The organism is Pedobacter aquatilis (assembly GCF_032678425.1).
GTDB classification, from domain to species: domain Bacteria; phylum Bacteroidota; class Bacteroidia; order Sphingobacteriales; family Sphingobacteriaceae; genus Pedobacter; species Pedobacter aquatilis_B.
Map to the genome: position 1 here is coordinate 420,436 of NZ_JAVTSG010000002.1, position 18,269 is coordinate 438,704.

At 32.4% G+C, this 18,269-nt stretch carries 19 protein-coding genes; 18 read left to right on the forward strand and 1 reads right to left on the reverse strand.

All coding sequences use genetic code 11. From position 1 onward, the window contains the following. The first annotated feature begins 24 nt into the window (after positions 1–24). The 17 genes from R2Q16_RS07825 (at position 25) to R2Q16_RS07905 (ending at position 17,305) form a co-directional block, all read left to right on the forward strand. Positions 25–1,224, forward strand: a complete 1,200-nt coding sequence (locus tag R2Q16_RS07825; protein WP_316736274.1) for a hypothetical protein — start codon at positions 25–27, stop codon at positions 1,222–1,224. A gap of 25 nt (positions 1,225–1,249) precedes the next feature. Continuing rightward, positions 1,250–1,414, forward strand: coding sequence for a hypothetical protein (locus R2Q16_RS07830; protein ID WP_316736275.1), 165 nt, complete (start codon positions 1,250–1,252; stop codon positions 1,412–1,414). A 343-nt stretch (positions 1,415–1,757) separates the two neighbouring features. Continuing rightward, positions 1,758–4,751: a DUF5977 domain-containing protein gene (locus tag R2Q16_RS07835; RefSeq protein ID WP_316736276.1), complete on the forward strand. Its 2,994-nt coding sequence runs from the start codon at positions 1,758–1,760 to the stop codon at positions 4,749–4,751. Between the two features lie 64 nt (positions 4,752–4,815). Next, positions 4,816–7,083, forward strand: a complete 2,268-nt coding sequence (locus R2Q16_RS07840) for a hypothetical protein (protein ID WP_316736277.1) — start codon at positions 4,816–4,818, stop codon at positions 7,081–7,083. A gap of 29 nt (positions 7,084–7,112) precedes the next feature. Continuing rightward, positions 7,113–7,736: an XkdF-like putative serine protease domain-containing protein gene (locus R2Q16_RS07845; RefSeq protein ID WP_316736278.1), complete on the forward strand. Its 624-nt coding sequence runs from the start codon at positions 7,113–7,115 to the stop codon at positions 7,734–7,736. A 26-nt stretch (positions 7,737–7,762) separates the two neighbouring features. Further along, complete coding sequence (locus R2Q16_RS07850; RefSeq protein ID WP_316736279.1) at positions 7,763–8,338, forward strand: hypothetical protein; 576 nt, start codon at positions 7,763–7,765, stop codon at positions 8,336–8,338. A 9-nt stretch (positions 8,339–8,347) separates the two neighbouring features. After that, on the forward strand, positions 8,348–9,226 hold the full coding sequence (locus R2Q16_RS07855; RefSeq protein WP_316736282.1) for a hypothetical protein: 879 nt from the start codon (positions 8,348–8,350) through the stop codon (positions 9,224–9,226). Between the two features lie 78 nt (positions 9,227–9,304). Continuing rightward, entirely contained in the window at positions 9,305–9,826 is a 522-nt protein-coding gene (locus R2Q16_RS07860; RefSeq protein WP_316736284.1) for a hypothetical protein, read from the forward strand. Between the two features lie 82 nt (positions 9,827–9,908). Continuing rightward, a complete protein-coding gene (locus tag R2Q16_RS07865; RefSeq protein ID WP_316736285.1) occupies positions 9,909–10,259 on the forward strand; it encodes a hypothetical protein in 351 nt (116 codons plus the stop codon). Beyond that, positions 10,252–12,087 carry a hypothetical protein gene (locus R2Q16_RS07870; RefSeq protein ID WP_316736287.1) on the forward strand — a complete coding sequence of 612 codons (1,836 nt, stop codon included), beginning with the start codon at positions 10,252–10,254 and terminating at the stop codon, positions 12,085–12,087. Before R2Q16_RS07865 ends, R2Q16_RS07870 begins: the two co-directional genes overlap by 8 nt. Position 12,088: 1 nt before the next feature. Continuing rightward, complete coding sequence (locus R2Q16_RS07875) at positions 12,089–12,643, forward strand: hypothetical protein (protein WP_316736288.1); 555 nt, start codon at positions 12,089–12,091, stop codon at positions 12,641–12,643. Then, positions 12,643–13,125, forward strand: coding sequence for a hypothetical protein (locus tag R2Q16_RS07880; RefSeq protein WP_316736289.1), 483 nt, complete (start codon positions 12,643–12,645; stop codon positions 13,123–13,125). The genes R2Q16_RS07875 and R2Q16_RS07880 overlap by 1 nt, the downstream gene beginning before the upstream one ends. A gap of 2 nt (positions 13,126–13,127) precedes the next feature. Further along, a complete protein-coding gene (locus R2Q16_RS07885) occupies positions 13,128–14,717 on the forward strand; it encodes a fibronectin type III domain-containing protein (protein ID WP_316736290.1) in 1,590 nt (529 codons plus the stop codon). Next, positions 14,717–15,772 carry a hypothetical protein gene (locus R2Q16_RS07890; protein ID WP_316736292.1) on the forward strand — a complete coding sequence of 352 codons (1,056 nt, stop codon included), beginning with the start codon at positions 14,717–14,719 and terminating at the stop codon, positions 15,770–15,772. Before R2Q16_RS07885 ends, R2Q16_RS07890 begins: the two co-directional genes overlap by 1 nt. Positions 15,773–15,797: 25 nt before the next feature. Continuing rightward, complete coding sequence (locus R2Q16_RS07895; RefSeq protein WP_316736294.1) at positions 15,798–16,301, forward strand: M15 family metallopeptidase; 504 nt, start codon at positions 15,798–15,800, stop codon at positions 16,299–16,301. Positions 16,302–16,307: 6 nt separating this feature from the next. Further along, positions 16,308–16,685 (forward strand): hypothetical protein, encoded by a 378-nt coding sequence (locus tag R2Q16_RS07900; RefSeq protein ID WP_316736295.1) that lies wholly within the window; start codon positions 16,308–16,310, stop codon positions 16,683–16,685. Next, on the forward strand, positions 16,682–17,305 hold the full coding sequence (locus tag R2Q16_RS07905) for a hypothetical protein (protein ID WP_316736296.1): 624 nt from the start codon (positions 16,682–16,684) through the stop codon (positions 17,303–17,305). The genes R2Q16_RS07900 and R2Q16_RS07905 overlap by 4 nt, the downstream gene beginning before the upstream one ends. 228 nt (positions 17,306–17,533) lie before the next feature. On the opposite strand, the gene R2Q16_RS07910 is transcribed toward R2Q16_RS07905, so the two are convergent. Next, entirely contained in the window at positions 17,534–17,710 is a 177-nt protein-coding gene (locus tag R2Q16_RS07910) for a hypothetical protein (RefSeq protein ID WP_316736297.1), read from the reverse strand. Positions 17,711–17,776: 66 nt separating this feature from the next. Here R2Q16_RS07910 and R2Q16_RS07915 point away from each other — a divergent pair, with 66 nt between their 5' ends. Then, a complete protein-coding gene (locus R2Q16_RS07915; RefSeq protein ID WP_316736298.1) occupies positions 17,777–18,139 on the forward strand; it encodes a hypothetical protein in 363 nt (120 codons plus the stop codon). Positions 18,140–18,269 lie beyond the last annotated feature (130 nt).

Consider the following 18,269-nt stretch of genomic DNA (forward strand, 5'->3'; position numbering starts at 1 on the left):
GAATATGTATAGATAAAATATTCAATGGCAGCACCAAGCGGAGCATATTACAATCATCATTTTAGTGCTAATGACCCATCAGGGCAATTGGTCAACCATAGTCGTGCAATTTTGCAAGCTGATAAAGCAACCTTATTATCAAGATTTTATTTGGATGATATATTTCCAGTAAATGATGTTGATTTTAATAGCGGTTTTGTGGGGTTAGTATATGAAAATGGAAATAATATCAGATATCATAATCCCAACAGAATTGGAGCATTAAGAAGACGTGGTGCAAACGGAGGTGTGCAAACTTCATACACCGATGGTGGTTTAAATACACTAGCACATGCTGGTATTCAGCAAATAAAGATTACAGCGGTCAATTATATTAAGCTGGTTACATGGTTTAAGTCTGCTTATTATGATGGTAGTACAGAGCATGGTTATTATGTTAAAGGAAGCAGTGATAACACGTGGAGAAAAATAATTGTTAATCAAGATTATCAAGGGCAAGATACTAGCATTTATCCAACAGAAATAGCCAACACCAGTTATAATACAACACAAATTATCTATTTAAAACCTTACATAATCAATCCAGAAGGTGAATTTTTAGGTGATGAAGTTTCATTTGGTGGCACTGAACCAATTTATCAGTTTGGGTCACAATTTAGAACCTCTGTTTGCGATGCTTCAAATCAGGTAAGTAAAATTATTTGGATGGATAACGCTAGTTATGTAAATCTTGCTTTAGTACCAGAAAACACAAATTCAAGTACAAATATCTATGGCTACAAGGATGATGAATTTACTTTACCCATTGACGCTGGTTACTATGTTGGCTTGCAGGGTGATACAACTAAAGTATTTGTGGTTGGTAACGATGGACAGTTTACCAGTTGGATATATTGTACACCACCAGAAGCACCAAAAGATGTAAATATTTATCTGCTTCAACAAGATTTTGGTAATGGTACATTCTATGGCGTTAATGCTATGCTGTCAGCATTGAAAACAGAAGATGTTACAATCATTGGTACAATTCAAAGTTTTGATTCAAATAATAATGGTATTGGTGGTTCTGTTGGCGATGCTAATTTTTATGTAACTATTCCTGCTGGTCAGTGGTCAGGCAGTTATGATACAACCTATCAACCAGCATTTGGTGCAGCTTATTCAAAAGCTGTAGTAAATACAATTACACCAGTGGGAACAACCTTTGAAGCCCATCAAGGATAACATTTAAAACTAAACTAAAATAACTATGATATATTTCTTTTTAATTCTGGCAGCATTTGCCATAGCAGGTTACTTTCTACTAAGGGATAGAGGGCAAACACCAACTAATACTGGTGGTAGCGGTGGAGGTTCTGAGAAGACCAGAAGTGAAGATAATACCACCCTTCAAAACAATGAAGAAACTTTATAAAACTTTAATCTCATTCTAATGTTAGGGAGAGTAAGTTAATTTCTATCATTATTAACTCTAGTTTTTGATTATCAAAATACAGATGTAAGGATTTATGTCTGTATTTTTTTTTAAACCTTATTTAATTTCTAATGTTATTTTAATAAGGAATTAATTAAGGATTATTTAGCAAAGGTAGTGCAGGGGTAAGAAATTACTTCTGCATTTTTTTTTAAAACTTAATTGAATTTATAATGTAGTGATAATTAAGGATTAGATTTAAATGGATGTTGATGTTAGCAATAGCATCAGCATTTTTTTTTGTTAGGGTTGTGCTGCTGATAATATTTATTCTTAAAAAAGAATGACTAATCAAAGCATTTACTTATTAGGTAAAAATGGTAATTATGGAAAGCTGGACATTGAAGATTTATCTTTAAGCTATACAGATTTTAACATTGCCGATATCAATGACATCACCAGAAGAAAAGATAAAATCACTAAAGATATTACTATTAAGGCAACCAAAAACAATAATAAAATTCTTGGAAATTGCTTCAATTTAAATGTATTCAACAACCAGAATATTAATGAAGATTTATTTTATAACTACAATATAAACGGAGAGGTTGAAGCATTATTTTATGAAAATGATAGCTTATTAAGTAAAGGGTTATTTAAGATTACTGAATCAAATGTTAAAGACGGTGTAATTACTTATTCAGCTTCAATTACTGGTTATATCAATAATTTCTTTGTTAAATTATCTGATAAACTATTAAGCGATTTAGATTTTACTGAATACAATCACCGTTATACATTAGAAAATATCTTCAATAGCTGGTCAACTTCAATTCAAAAGTCCGGCACATCAACACCTTTCCAACTTGGTAAAGGCTATGTTTATGGTACTTCTGATTATGGAACTTCAATTTATCCAGATAAAGCAACCGTTGAAAATGCTTCATTTAAAGACTACAGACCTAGTTTCTATCTGATTGAATACCTAAATAAAATCTTTGCTCAAACAGATTATACTTACAGTATTTCTGGTTCTACACAATTTCAATCAATGTTTAATTCCTTGGTTGTTCCAAACAATTCAGAGTATTTAGTTAATTATTTGAATAGTGAAAAGCTATTAGTTGCAGCTAAAACCAATTCACAACGTTACAGGACAGGTAGAAACCAGTATATTTATGAAAGCGTTAACAATGCACAGAATTTACAGGTATCGCCAAACTGGAACAACATTTCATTCATTAATTCATTTTTAGAACCAAACACATCTGCATATCTAAATTATACTAAAAATGTGTTTCATGTATTACGTTCAATTTCTACTTCAATTGAAGCATCAGTTGGAATTGATTTTGAAACTTACTTTCCTAGAAATGGACATGCAGAAGATAAGTTAGATGCAACAGTTACACTTCATGTATTAACTAGAACTACTGATGTTTATGGATGGGATAAAGTGTTATCTAGTGAGCCACAAAGGGTTGAAACTAATGGTGCAAACTTTAGAGCATCAAAAGTATTCAAGGTTAAAGGAAACTTAAATCTGGTTGGAGGTGGACAGCTAATGTTGGCTTTTGAGTTTACCGATTATTACAAAGATTGGGGTGGATTGATACCGCTTGCTGATGAATATTTAGAAGCTATCATAACACCTGCTAATTCTGGTTTAAAGATTGGTGATACTTCATTCAATAGTGTAGCCCAACTAGAGCAAGGCGATTTAATTGACTTCAAGAATAATTTTAGTCTTTCAACATACAAGCAACAGGATTTTGTTAAATCTATCTTGAATCTTTTCAATTTGTATGTTTATGCAACAACAGAAAACCCAAAACATTTAATTTTTGAAAGCTACAATGATTTTTACAATGAATGTTTAACCACAACAATCAAGGGCAATGCTTTGAACTGGTCAAAGAAAATTGATTATTCAGATTATACTAAAAAAGCATTTTCAACGATTTACAAAAGCTATAAGTTCAATTATAAAGAAGATTCTGATTATTTGAATGCTGATTATAGAAGTAAATATGGTTCAGTATATGGTAACTACATTTATTCCAATTCATCAACCAAATCTACCACTGAAAATAGTCTTGAGTTAACATTTGCAGGTACACCAGTAGCTAATTTTGAGGGGAATGATAGAACGCAACCATTATTTTTTAAATATGAAAGCAATGGTAATAAAAAACCGTATCAAAGTGTACTAAGATTAATGGTTTACAATGGTGTTAAAGACTGTAAATCATACAATATTGGTAAATGGTATCAAGATTTTGCTGATAATGCTACTTGGAAGTTTACTTCATACGATTCTAATCGGTTGAATTATGCTCAATTTCACACTACACATTTAAATTCTAGTGTGGATTTATCATTCATTCAACCTGATGAAGTGTTTTATAAGTATGAAAATGAACCAAAATATGCATTTATAGCCTTTTACAACAATCAAATCACTGAATATAATGATTCAAATACAGTAACATTTGAAGCAAAAGCACTATTAAATGAGATAGATATAAGTAATCTGGACTTCAAAAAGCCTTATTACATTGATTCACCATCTGGTGATGGTTATTTCAAGTTAGTTTCCTTGAATTATAATAACAATACTGAACTATCAGATGCAGTTTTCCAAAAGATTTATCTAGCTGATACATACAAAACTGAAATTTTTTATTCTGCTGCAATTTCTGGTTATACATCCAATTCAATTTGTACTACATCAGAGAATATCTTTGTAAATGTAGCTGCTGGAAAATATTCAAGTAAGATTTCACAACTTGATGCTGATGCACAAGCACAAGCTGAATACAATCACATGTTATCAGGCTATCAGAATAGCGGAGCATGTATAAATACATCAGTACAGTTTAGTTTAGCTTATTCAGATACAAATACTGATGCATGTGCTGCTGTAACTGATTCTGTTGAATATTATACTTCAACAGGAACATTGGAGATAGGTTCAATCATTTTCAAAAAGATTAATGGCATTTATTCACGTGCAAGTTTTGGTTATTATTCAACGGGTGGTAACTGGTATCTGGCAAATGAAACTGCAACGATAAATGTAACTGGTAGTTGTTCCAACGTTGGACTAAATGAAGCAATTTTAGCAACCAATTCATCAAAAACATCTTCATGTAATAACGCTGGTATTGGCTTCAACTTAGGTACTTATTATTATACGACATATATAACAGTAGGTCAAAAGATTTTTACTAATTCAGCAGGTACAACACCAGTTGGTGCAGGTTTTTATTCAGATGCTTATTACTCATATCAAACTGATTCAAGTGGAACAATTATAAATTCATTTTACTGCTAAACATCAAGGCTAATCCAATCGGTTAGCTTTTTTTGTAAAAGAATATTTATCTGCTAAAAACCTAATGGCAGAAAACAATCAAACTGAAATTCTTGATTTAGAAGTTAATGTAAATACCAATGTTGGTGCAACTATTGAGAGCATTGACCAGCTTACAGATAAGTTAAGATATCTTGAAGACAAACAAAAATCAGCAAATAATCCAAAACAACTAGCAGAATACAATGCTGAAATAAAAAAAGTAAAAACTTCTATTGACAACATGAATAAAACTGGTGATGCATCTGCTGCACCGTTTAAATCATTAAAAACTCAATTAAGAGAAGCAACACAGGCAGCTATTCAATTGCAAATGGCTGGAAAAGATAACACTGCTGAATATCGTGAATTGGTTGCTACAATAGGTGACTTGAAGGACCAAACCGATGTATTAGCAAATTCCGTTGCATCATTTAATCCAGATAAATTTGGACGTTTTGTAGGTATTGCTAGTTCTGCAACTGCTGTTGTTGGTGGTTTGGCATCAGGTATGCAACTTTTAGGTATTGAATCTGAAACTGCTGTTGAGGGAATACAAAAACTTCAACAAATTCAATCACTTGTTACTGCCTTAGATGGTATTGGCGATTTGAATGACAAATTTAAGGCGTTAAAACTAAACATTTTTGCAAGCAATAAAGCTACAACGGATGCTGCAACAGCAGGTAAAGCACTTTCTAGCGCAACAAATCAAGTTGCAGGTGCTACAGATGGTGCAACCAACAGTACAAAATCATTTAAAACAGCCTTAATTGGTACAGGAATCGGTTTAATAGTCATTGCTTTAGGCTATTTGATAGGTCATTTTGATGAAATTAAGGAAGCTGTTTACAGATTTATTCCAGGTTTAAAAGAGTTAGGTAAGTTATTTACATCATTAAAAAATGCTGTTACAGATTTCATTGGATTTACTTCTGATGCAACACGTGAACTAGATAAATTACATGCATCGGTTAAACGTGGTAATGAATTAATTGACCAACAAATTGAACGATTAGCTGCACAAGGTGGTAAAGAAGCTGAAATTTATAAGCTAAAAAAGCAACGTACAGAAGCAGAATTAAATCTTTTAAGGAAGAAAATTGAGGTTGAAAAGAAACTTACAGAAGAAGAAAATGAGCAATTCAGAAAAGGTAAAAATGATTTAATTGTTTTAGATATCGCTGAAAAGAAAAGACTTAAAGATGAAGCTGATAAAAAGGCAAAAGAACTAGAAACCAAAAATAAAGCAGCAGCAGCAAAAGCTAAACAAGAAAGGGATAGACTGCAAGCAGTTATTGATGGTGAAAAGAAAAAAACAGATGAAAATATTAAGGCTGCTGAAAAAGCAATTGGCGATGCATCTAGAAGTGAGAGAGAAAAAACTCTGAATGATATTAAAGTAAAATATCAAGAGCAAATTGACTTAGCCAAAAAGAACGGGCAAGATGTTTTAATACTTCAAAATGCAATGGCTGCTGAACAAGCTGTAGCTAAGAAAAAATTTGATGCAGATGAAAAGAAAGCCAAAGATGATGCAGCCAAAAAAGCTTTAGAGGATGAAAACAAACGCTACAAAGATTTAGCTGATGCAAAAGTATTGGAAGTTGAAAACGCTAATGCACCTAATGATAAAGATACACCTGATGTCTTAAGAACCAAGCTTCAAGCAATTGAAGATGTTAAATTCTTAGTTAAATCTGCATCATTTCAACGTGAACTAGAACAACTGGCTGGAAACAATGAGGCAATCAGAGCATTAAAAGCTAAACATGAAGCTGATGTAACAGCAGATGAAAAAAGTAATGCTGATGCAAGAAAAAATATAGCTGAAATTGAAAAGAATGCAAAGGTTTCACTTTATGGTTTAATAGCAGATGCTGGAAATTCTGCTGCTGAATTAGCAGGTGAAAATACTGCTGTTGGTAAAGGTTTAGCAGTTGCATCAACTACAATTTCAACCTATTTAGCAGCACAACAAGCTTATGCATCACAATTTTTACCAGTTCCAACGCCATCATCACCAATTAGAGGTGGTATCGCTGCTGGTGCAGCAGTATTATCTGGTTTAAAAAATGTTAAGGCAATATTATCAGTTCCAGTTAAAGGTGCTACAGGCGGTGCAGTTCCAAGGGCGATAACGCCACCAACAATTAATAGTACAGTTTTAAAACAGAATGATGCAGGTGCAAATACTGTAGCGAGTGCAATTAATACCAAGTCAGCTTCACCAATACCTGCTTATATCACTAGTAAAGAATTGAATACTGATGCACAAAAGCAAGCATTCTATGATAAATATTCAAGTTTCTAACTAGATAATATTTATGTGCAAAAACATAAATGATAAAGAAGTTACCACTAATTGAACTTAAAATAAATCCAGAAGATGAATCTTTTGTATCTGCCATTTCTTTAGTTGAAGCCCCAGCAGTTGAAAGTCAATTCATTGCCTTTTCACAGGATAAAGATGTTCATCAATTCAATTTAAATGATGAAAAGCGTGAATTGATAGGAATAGCTATGAAGGCAAATGTTCCAATTTACCGCAAGGATGCCAAATTTGGTGAATATGCTGTAGTGTTTTCTGCTGATACAATCAGACAAATTGCACAAACATTTTTCCAAAAAAACTTTTCAAAATCCTTAAACATTGAACATTCATCAATCGATGCTGAAAGCTTTGTATTCCAATCTTACATAGTTGATTTTGATAAAGGCATGTTAGCACCAAAAGGTATTGATGATGCAGGTAATGGTGACTGGATAGTTGGTGTGAAAGTTTTAAGTAATTCAGTTTGGAGTGATATAAAATCTGGCAAACAGAAAGGCTTTAGTGTTGAAGGCATCTTTTCAAGTTTAGACCTAGAAAAAGAAATTGACTTCCAATTTCAAAATAAAGAACACGATTTACTTACAGAGTTAGAAGCATTGTTAGATGCTTTTATCCTTGCTAACAATCTGTAGAATATTTATCTGTAAATATTTAAAAGATGTTCAAATCAATTTTAGAAAAGTTCAATAAAGTAATGAAGTTCAAAGCTGAAACCTTCACTACTGAAAAGATTAAAGATTCTGAACAATCCTTAGAATTTCCTGAATTAGTTGTAGATGCAGAAGTATTTATTTCAACTCCAAATGGCAGTGAACCAGCACCTGATGGTAGCTATACACTTGCAAATGGTGCAGAAATAAAAGTTGCAGATGGCAAAATTGCAGAGGTTGTAAAAGAACCACAAGATGAGCCAGAAGTTGAAGTTGAAGCAGCTAAAGAAGATGAGGAAGTAAAAGTTGAAGATGCACCAGTTGCAGAAGAAGCAATAGATGAAGATAAAGAAGCATTACTAGCAGAAATTGAATCATTAAAAGCAGAAATAGCCAAATTAAAAGAAGGCTTTGCAGCATATCCAACCAAATCAGACTTAGAGAAATTCCAAAGCGATTTTACAGCAGAATTAAAAAAATTGGAAGCAATTCCCACACAGTTTTCCCAAACTGATAATAGGGTAGAATTAGCCGATAACCCAATGGCTAAATACCTAGCAATGGCAGAAAAAGCCAAAAAATAATAAGCAAAAATGGCATATAATATTACCGCTTTACCAGTGTTCCAAACAGAAGGAAAAGCATTTGTTATTAAATCAATCCTTGAAGCGCAAACCATCAGCATGTTAACAAACTTTGATGCTACAGCTAAAGGTATTCAATCAGTTCAATTACTTGATTCTGATATCACCATCACTGATGGTTCAGCTTGTGGACGTAATCCATCGGGCGGTGCAGTGTTATCACAAGCACTATTAACTGTTAAACCTTTAAAAATCAATCAAGATTATTGTGAACGTGTTTTAGAAAAAACATGGGCTAAAGGTGAATTGTCTGCTGGTCAGAATTATGATTCAATGGCATTCTTGAAAGAGATTTCAGAAATTAATTCAGCTAAAGCATCATTAGAAATTGAAAAAATGATTTGGTTAGGTGATACTACTTTAACTGGTAGCACATCGTTAAAACAAATTGATGGTTTTATTAAACAAATCAAAGCAGGTTCATATATCAATTTATCTGGCGCAACAGGCGCAACTACTGTAGCTAAGTTACAAGCAATTGATGCAGCAATGCCAATTGAAGTTTCACAAGCTGATGACTTCTATATCTTAATGGGTCAGGACACTTATAAAAAATATGTTGCTGAAATGGCTGCATTGAATTTATATGCATCTGCATCTGATGGTGTATTATGGGGTACTACTTCAAAAATCAAATCTGTAAATGGTTTAAATGGTGGACATGTTGTAGCAACTCGTTTAAGAAACTTGGTAGCAGGTGGTGAAATGACTGATGTTGATTTCAAATCATACTTTGATTATCCAACTGAAACTTTAATGTTAGATACAAGATTTTCATTAGGTGTAGTTCCAGTGTACACACAAGAAATTGGTTACGTAAAATACTAATCAAATTCATTTTCTGCAAAGAACTTACAGGGTTGACCATTCTGGTTGATCCTTATTTAAAATAAATTTATTAAAAGAATGGCATGTACGTCTTTATCCCCATTTACTAAAGAATGCGGAAAAAATCAGGCTGGTGTTCAGGAAAATTACATGATTTCTTATGGTGATTTAGCAATCATCTCTGGTTCAACTCAACCTTATGCAACAACAGTTGGCGGTTTAGTTAATCAAATTAGTTTAGCTAGTTCTAAGAAATTTGTAAAAGTGGATAACACAAGAAAATCATTAGCATTAAAAGCATCTGGTCAATTATCAGATTCTGGTGTTGCTACTTCAAATGCAGAATATACGTTAGGCTTGGATGGGTTTAATGCAAAAACAGGTGCATTTATTGATTCACTAATGGGAAACCCTGTAGTAATCATCACAAAATTAAGAACTGGTAAATATATCGTTGTTGGTTTGGATGGTGGTTTTGTATTGACTTCATATGAAGCTGCTGTAGATGAAGCTGCAAATGGTGCAACCTTAAATTTCAGTGGTGATACTAATGGTATTCCACCAGAATTAGATGCAACAGTAGTTCCTTCATTAATCTAAAAAATAAAGTCTTCATTTTTTGAGCCTTTACCGTTCTGGTAGAGGTTTTTTTTGCCCTAGAATATTTATCGAGAAAATATAAATGATTCTAATTGACTTAACACAGCCTGTACAAAACATAGTTTTCTATGCAGAAAGCTTAAATCTTGATGGTGTATTTCAATTTGAAATAAAATCAGATTCAACTAATCAAACGCATTCATTTAGCCTTGAAAATAATCTATCAAAAGATTCTTATCGGGCTTACATCTATCAACTAAATACAGCACTTTTTGATACTGTACAAACTGGTATTTACAATTATTCAATTACTTATTCAACTGAAAATTTACTTGCAACACAGGGAAAATTAAGAGTGAAAAATGACTTGAATAAAGATGTGATGATAACACCTGAATCTGAACCAACACAATACATAGTTTTCAATGGCTAATAACAACACAGGTTTAGAATATCAGATTTTAAACTTTGCAAAAGAGGTTACACCCTTATTTCAGGAGATAGTACAAAAGGATTCTAGCAAACCTGTAAAATGGGGTGCTGATAATTTATACCCAAATTTTTTACTTAAGATTTTCAATAAAAGTGCTATTCACAAGGGAATTTGTGTAAGCAAATCAGATTATATTTATGGTGATGGCTTAGTTGATTTCAATGGTAATGATATATCTAAAATCAAAGTTAATCCACTTGATACATTAGCGGATTTGGTGCAGAAGATTACAAAAGACTATGTAATCTTCAACATGTTTGCTATTGAAGTAGTTTATTCTAAACTTAATAAACCAGTACACTATTTTCATGTACCAATTTCTAATGTTAGGCCAAATAACAACAAAAGTAAATTCTTTTATTCTGATGACTGGCTTTTAAACAGTAGAAACCTTTTAAGCTATGATAGATTTATACCACATTCAAATGAAGATGGAAAATCTAAGATGTTTTTTTATTCCAATTATACACCATCGGTAAACAACATATTTAGTGAAGTAGATTATTCAGGGGCAATTGAATCAATTGTTACTGATATGCTTATCAATGAATTTTTTCAAAATAATATACAAGCTGGCTTTTCAGCAGGTCATATTATTTCAAGTTTCAAAACATCTTTACCATCACCAGAAGACCAGCGTATTGCATCTAAGAAATTTGATAGTCACTTAACTGGTAATGATGGTTTGAAGTATATTTTAGATTTCAATACTATCAATGATAAAGGCTTACAAGTACAAACTATTGAATCACCAGATTATGCTGGCAAACTAGTTGAAGTTATCAAAAAGGTTGAAAGAAACATTTTAGCCAGTCATCAGGGTACTAGTTCACTTTTGTTTGGGATTGAGAAAGAAGGTTCACTTGGAAACGCCAGTGAGTTAGAAAATGCTTATCAAATTTTTAAAAACAACTATGTTAAAAACGCTAGAAATGAAATTCAGAGTGGTTTAAATAGATTATTTTCTGATTTTCCAACAATCCCTTCTGTAGCCTTCAAGGACAAAGAAAAATTGTTTGCTGTTGTTCTTAGTGATGCAACCAAAGAAAAGGTACTAACCATAAATGAATTACGTGCAGAAGCTGGTTTACCAAAACTTCAAGATGGTGATGTAATGATTGGTGCATCAACACTAGAAGGTGTAGAAAAAGCAGTTAACAGATTCAATTCTGAAAAAGGAGAAAAGTTTGAACTTACAGAAGAAGATTTTGAACAAGTGAAAGACAAAGGTGAATTAAAAGAAAATTTCATAATCCTTAATGAATATTCACCCGATGAATTTTCAAGCTTAAAACATGTTGAAATGGCATTTGATAATGATGAAGATGTTGCAAACTACATCATTAAAAATGATTTAGCTGATAAAGAACCAGCAGAAATTAAGGCGATAATCAAAAAAGAATTATCAATTGATATCACCAAAGAAGCCATCTCAACCTTAATCTCTCGCCTTAAGCAAGCAAATATTATTGGTAAAGACAAAACTGAACCAGAGCGTAAAGTTGAAGTTATGTACAGCTATGAAAAAAGGCCAAACATAGATGGTGAAAAAATCATAAAGACCAGCAGAGCATTTTGCAAAAAATTGTGTGAAAGTCCTAAACTATTTTCACGTGAAGATATTCAAACCATGTCAGCCATATTTGGCTATGATGTATTCACCTATGCAGGTGGATTTTATTCAACTGGTGGTAAGAATCCAACTATAACACCTTTTTGTAGGCACTATTTTAAAAGGGTACAGGTAATCAGAAAGGGGAGTAATTAAGATGAGAAATATATTATTTGTATCTGTTAGCAGGATTAAAGAAAAATCAATATTTGGTGATTCCACTAATGAAAAAATCATTACTGGTGCATTGTTAGAAGTTCAAGAAATTGAATTAATGCCATTAGTTGGTAATGCTTACTATAAGATTTTACAAGATTCTATTGCAGAAAAAACGATAACTGATGAAAACTTTAAGATTCTTACAGATGTGATTGAGCCTTATCTGGTTTATGGTACGCTGGTTTATAGCGTAGTGCCTTTACACTTCAAATTAAACAATAAAGGTGCTAACATTTCAACTGATTCTAACTTAACCAGACCTGATGCAAAGGATTTAGAAAGCTTCAAAAACTACTATAAAGAGAAATTTGATTCCTATAAAAGGAAGCTAATTGAATACTTTAAAACTGATGAACAAGAAGAAACCAAAACTTCATCATCAGAAGATACTACATCATCTGTATTGGGTTTTTATTTGCCTGATGCAAAGGATTATTCAGCAGAATATAATGAAGCTAGAGCCTTCAAAACAAGTTATTACCGTAGATACTAATGGTTACATTATACACTTATTTAAACCTTTTGAAAGACTTTTTTAGTGAACATTTACAGGTTAACACAATCTTAGTTGGGGATAAAAAAGATATCACTGGTAAAAGTGATATTATTTATCCATTAGCCAACATTGAATACTTGGACAAGGTTATCAGGAATAACGATGATGTGTACCGTTATGAAATTATCATTGCATCCCTTTCAAATGAAAATATTGAATTAAATGTAATCAATGATGCAAATATGGTTGCAGATGATTTAGTTACACATTTTGAAAATCTTGATAACAACCAGTTGGAAATATTCACCAATGTTACAATCAAACCTTTTAGCGATTCATTTGCCGATAGGGTTGCAGGTGTAACTTTTGTGGTTTCCATGACAGGCTTTAGAGATGCATGTGAAAATTCAATACCCTTTACATTGAAACCAATAATTAATGATGCATTTCCTTATGCATTCCCTTTACAATTAGCTTAAAAATGAACTTAAACATTCCTATAAAATCATCTGGCAGCACACTATCTGCTGATGAATTTAATTTAATAGTACCAGCAGTAAATAGCAAAGCTGATGAATCATTATTATCTAGTTACTTAACCTTAACAGGTGCTACAAATACTTTCCAACTGAAAGGTAATTATTTAGTTGCTGCTGATGTTGTGGGTAAATACCTATCAACAGGCACTACATTCAGTTATTCAAATTTAACAGAGAAACCAGTAATACCAGATGCCTATACTAAATCACAATCTGATGGTAAATATATCTTAACAGGTACTACATTCAACTATCAAGATTTAATTAACAAACCCACTATTCCATCAATAACTGGCCTAGCCTCTGAAACATTTGTTTTAAATAGCCTTACTGGTAAATCAAATGTTTCTGATGTTTATAGTAAATCAGATATTGATTCAAAAGGGTTTTTAACTGGCGTTACATATACACAAGTAACTGGTAAACCAATATTATCTGCTATAGCAACATCAGGTGCTTATGCTGATTTAGCTGGTAAACCAGACTTAGCAACTAAGGCCGATTTGGTTAGTGGAACAGTACCTATAAATCAGCTACCAGAAGCAACATTAAGCCCTTTGCAATTTGAAACATTACCAGATGGCACAATTGGTATTAAATTAAGTTATCTTCAATCTTTAGGCTTAGGTGGTACAACTCCAACTTTAACAGCGCCAACTAATTTAATTATTAGTGGTGCAACTGGCAGTGCATTAACAATTTCATGGTCAACAGTGGCAAATGCTACATCATATGAGTTGCAACGAGCAAACAACGCTGCTTATACGGGTGCAACAACTCTATACAATGGTGCTACAGCTTCATTTAACAATACTGGCTTAACTGCTTCAACTAATTATTTCTATAGAGTAAAAGCAAAAGCAGCTAGTTATAGTGATTCAGCATATGTAGCTGCTAGCGGAGCAACGATAGCAACCACAGGCGCAACTTATACAGTTGAAAAAACCGTCTTTGTAAATTTTAAGAGTGAATATAATGGTGTGCCAACAAGTAACCCTGCTTATGTAAATGTAGCTCAACCATCAAATACTACTTTGCAGACTGCAAGCGGTTATACTTCTGCCAATTTGGTAGATATAACAAATACGCCAACAGGTTTTCAAATCAGCAATATAACACCATTTGCAGGAGCAGTTGGTGAGATTAGCGCAGCCCAAACAACAGCAGGTGATACAGGAGTGTATCAAAATGCTATGGTTAACACAGGCTGGATTGTCAACGGTGGAAACAACGCTAAACTAAAAATATTTGGTTTGAATGCTTCAAAATTTTATCAACTTTACTTCTTAATGCCAACGGCACAAGATACTGTTAGAGGGGTAACGATTGGAGCGACAACAATTAATAAACCTGTTACCGCAAGTGCAACAACATTTGGTGTTGCAGGTAATGGTTTAAATGACCCACAATTTATTGTATTTAATAATTTAACTGGAACGCAACTTGAAGCAACAATAACCCGTGTTAGTGGAAGTTGGGAGGCTGCACTAGCTATGATGGTTATTGAACAAACTAATATTGCAAAACCATAATGAAAGCATCAAGACACTATATATTAGGACAAAACAACAATAAGTTGATAACACAAATTAAGTTTGCTTCTGCACCTTCAAGTGCAGTTGCAACTGTACCTAATTTAAAATTCAATAAAAAGAATTGGTTTAGTTTTGAACTGGATGATGCAAGTGTATCACTACAGAGTGCATTAAATATTTTTAACCAATTATTTTACACCGATGGTTGTGGCAACAATATTAATTACCGTTTAGGTTTAGCACTTAATGGTGCAAGTAACTATTCAGGCTTGGAAGAAAAATATGATGGTTCTAACCCATCTCAAACTACTGTACAAGTAATTAATCAAATATTAGTTGCTGGTGGCGATTTGTCAGACCATTCATATTTCCATGAACCAGAAGGATATGGTGCAGGCGTAACGCCCTTGGAAAATACTATTAGAATGCAAGATTACATTCTTAGAAAGTTCAATGGTTATAAGGTGAGAAGTAAAGCTGTACCAACTAATTATGAAGGACATGCTACAGCAGCATATAATCAAGGTTACTTGTATTCAACTTCAACTGGAACTTTTGATAATTTCACGCCAGTAGGATTATATACACCCCTTGGTGATTTTGGTTTAGTACCAACATTTGGGGCATTAAGAAGGGCATTCACTGATAGTTGGGTAGATAGTTATGATGAAATAAAAACATTTGTTGATACTTTATTAACTAAAGAAAATTGGTTTTTGAGGTTGGGCAGTCACGGAATCGATAACTTACAAGCATTCACTAACTATTTCAATTACATCAAAAATCAATCTAATGATAGGTTGTTAGTTTCAACAACACGTGAGATTTTTGAATATCGTGAAATGAAAAACCTACCAATTACACAAAATTTGGTAGGTGATACTCTAACTATTGAAGTTGATTTAACCAATTTATCAAATAAGAACCGCTGGAAAGACTTATCATTTAATGTTAATTCAAATAGTACAATTCAATCAGTTACCAGTAATGCAACATCTGCATCATTCAATTCATCAACTGGATTAGTTAATATCTTCAAGCAAACCTACTAGATAATATTTATCGGGAAAATTCCCGATGATAAATGACAAACCAACTGCAAATATTATTGCTAAAGTACATCCAAAACTAAGAGTAGAATTAACAAAAATCGTTGAAGAAATTCAAGATAAACTTACTGGTAATGCTTCAATGAGGCTTACACAAGGTTTAAGAACCATCGATTATCAAAACAGTCTATATAATCAAGGCAGAACTACAAAAGGCAGCATTGTAACCAATGCTAAAGGCGGTCAAAGTCTGCATAACTACGGCTTAGCTGTTGATTTCTGCTTAATTCTGGATGGTAAAACAATGTCATACAATGAAGTAAAAGATTTTGATGGTGATGCTGTAGCCGATTGGAAAGAGGTTGTAACTGTTTTCAAAGCTTATGGCTGGAAGTGGGGTGGCGATTTTAAATCAATTAAAGATTCACCACACTTTGAAAAGACCTTTTCCAACACATGGCAACAACTATTGGTTAAATACAATAATAACCAAACTATAACCGATAACGGTGAAAAATATGTAATCCTTTAATCTTCAATGTCTCTTAAACTAAATGCAAAGAATGTAAATCTTCTTTCAAAATTTCCTTGGCAAAGCACACTGATTATTTTATTGAGTGGTGTGAGTTTGCTTTTTGGAATAATCATAAAGAACAATGCTGATGACAAAAAGTATCAGATTGAGAGAATTGAATATCTAAGAAATTATATCAAAAATATAGAAGGTGATAGGGCAACATGGCTGTCTAAGGAAAGTGAAAAAGATGCATTAGAGATTAAAAGACAGCAGCAATTAATTGATTCATTACAGAAGTTACTTCTTACAAGAACTGATAAAAACTTTGAAGAACTAAAAAATATCTTAGACATCAAAGGGCGCAGAAGTGTAATCACCATTAAACCAAAAGAACGATGAAAAATTATTTATTAATCTTCATGGTCTTTATTTTTTGTGGTGGTTGCAGTACTACGAGAAAAATCAATAAATCTTCAAGTGAAGTTAAAATTGAAAAAGATATTGAAGCAAAACAATCCTTAAAAGTTGTGGATAGTTCAACAAAATCTGGAAAATCTACAATTATAGAATCTTCAACTATTGAAGAAATTAGTGTTAAGAAAACACCAGCTATAGAACTTACAGCTAATTTTAAAATTGATAGTAACGCTACTTTAAAGGGAGATACAGCACTCAAATTAATAGATGTGAGCGATAAAAATGTAAGCGTGACAATTTACCAGAATGGGAAAAATGGTGTGCTTACAGCTAAGATAAAATCAAAATCTGGTGTAGCAGATGTGCCATTCAGTGAAATAAATATTAAGAAAAGTTCAACCAGTAAAATCACCGATATTGATACAAGTAAAGCTGAAAAGCATGAAGTGATAGTTGAAAATTCATTAATTGATAAATCAAAAACATCAATGAAGACCAGTGAGGTTGAAAAAGATATTTCTAAAATCAATTATTCATTTCTAATTATTTTTGGTTTGGCTTTAGCATTCATTCTATTCTTTGTCTGGAACAAGAACTGGTAAATGAAATAAACTTTGTATCATTGTGGTGTAGGGGTTGAGAGCCTTACATCATTTAGTTCATAAATGAGAGCGTTAATTTAGATAAGCACTTACATTAATTTGTAGGTGCTTTTTTTTATTTACAAAAAATTAAACAAAAGCTAATGTTAATGGTTTAACATTGCATCACATCAATCGATGTTCAATTATATATTTGGTTAAAACAGCAGGGCTAACACTCTGCTTTTTTTATTCTATAATTTCCCAACTACCATCTTTTAGCCCTTTTATAATTACTTTCTCATCTAATCCCATTTCAAAATCACCTTCAACTTCACATATTTTGTAACCACTATCTATAATTTTTGAAATTTCAAAATATCTATCTTCTGTTTTCAAAATAGTTCCTTTGCTTAGCTTTTTCATAAACTAAATATAAAAATTGTTAGTAATTTAATTTGCTAATAATTTTAGCATATTCAATCTTTGTGTATGGCCTATGAATTTACACCACCAAGATTTACTGATATACATTCTGTAACACAGAATGCAAAACAGGCATATTGCTGGATTTTTCACAAAACTAGCTTACGATGGTGGACACCAGATGAATTTTATGATGAATATCATGATAAGGATTTCATGTCTATTCAAATGTTAAACTTTCTTGAAGATATTTCAATCAGAGACCCAAGAAGCGGAATATCAGCAGCATTCAAACAAGTTTCTAAACTTGAAGAAAAGCACAAAGAAGAAACACAAAATCTTATTGATAGGATAGAAGTTTTCAATAAAAAGGTAATTGAATATTATCAAGAAAAATCTAAACCTATTTTGAGAAGGCATAATCCATAACGATTCATTATAAGTTCTATGGTTCATTTGAAGAAGAAGTAAAAGTAGTTTGTATCGACTTGGCAAATGGTCGGTGGGTTATTTGTTCTGGTGGATGAATAAAAAGTAATCGTTTTTTCTTTAAATTGGT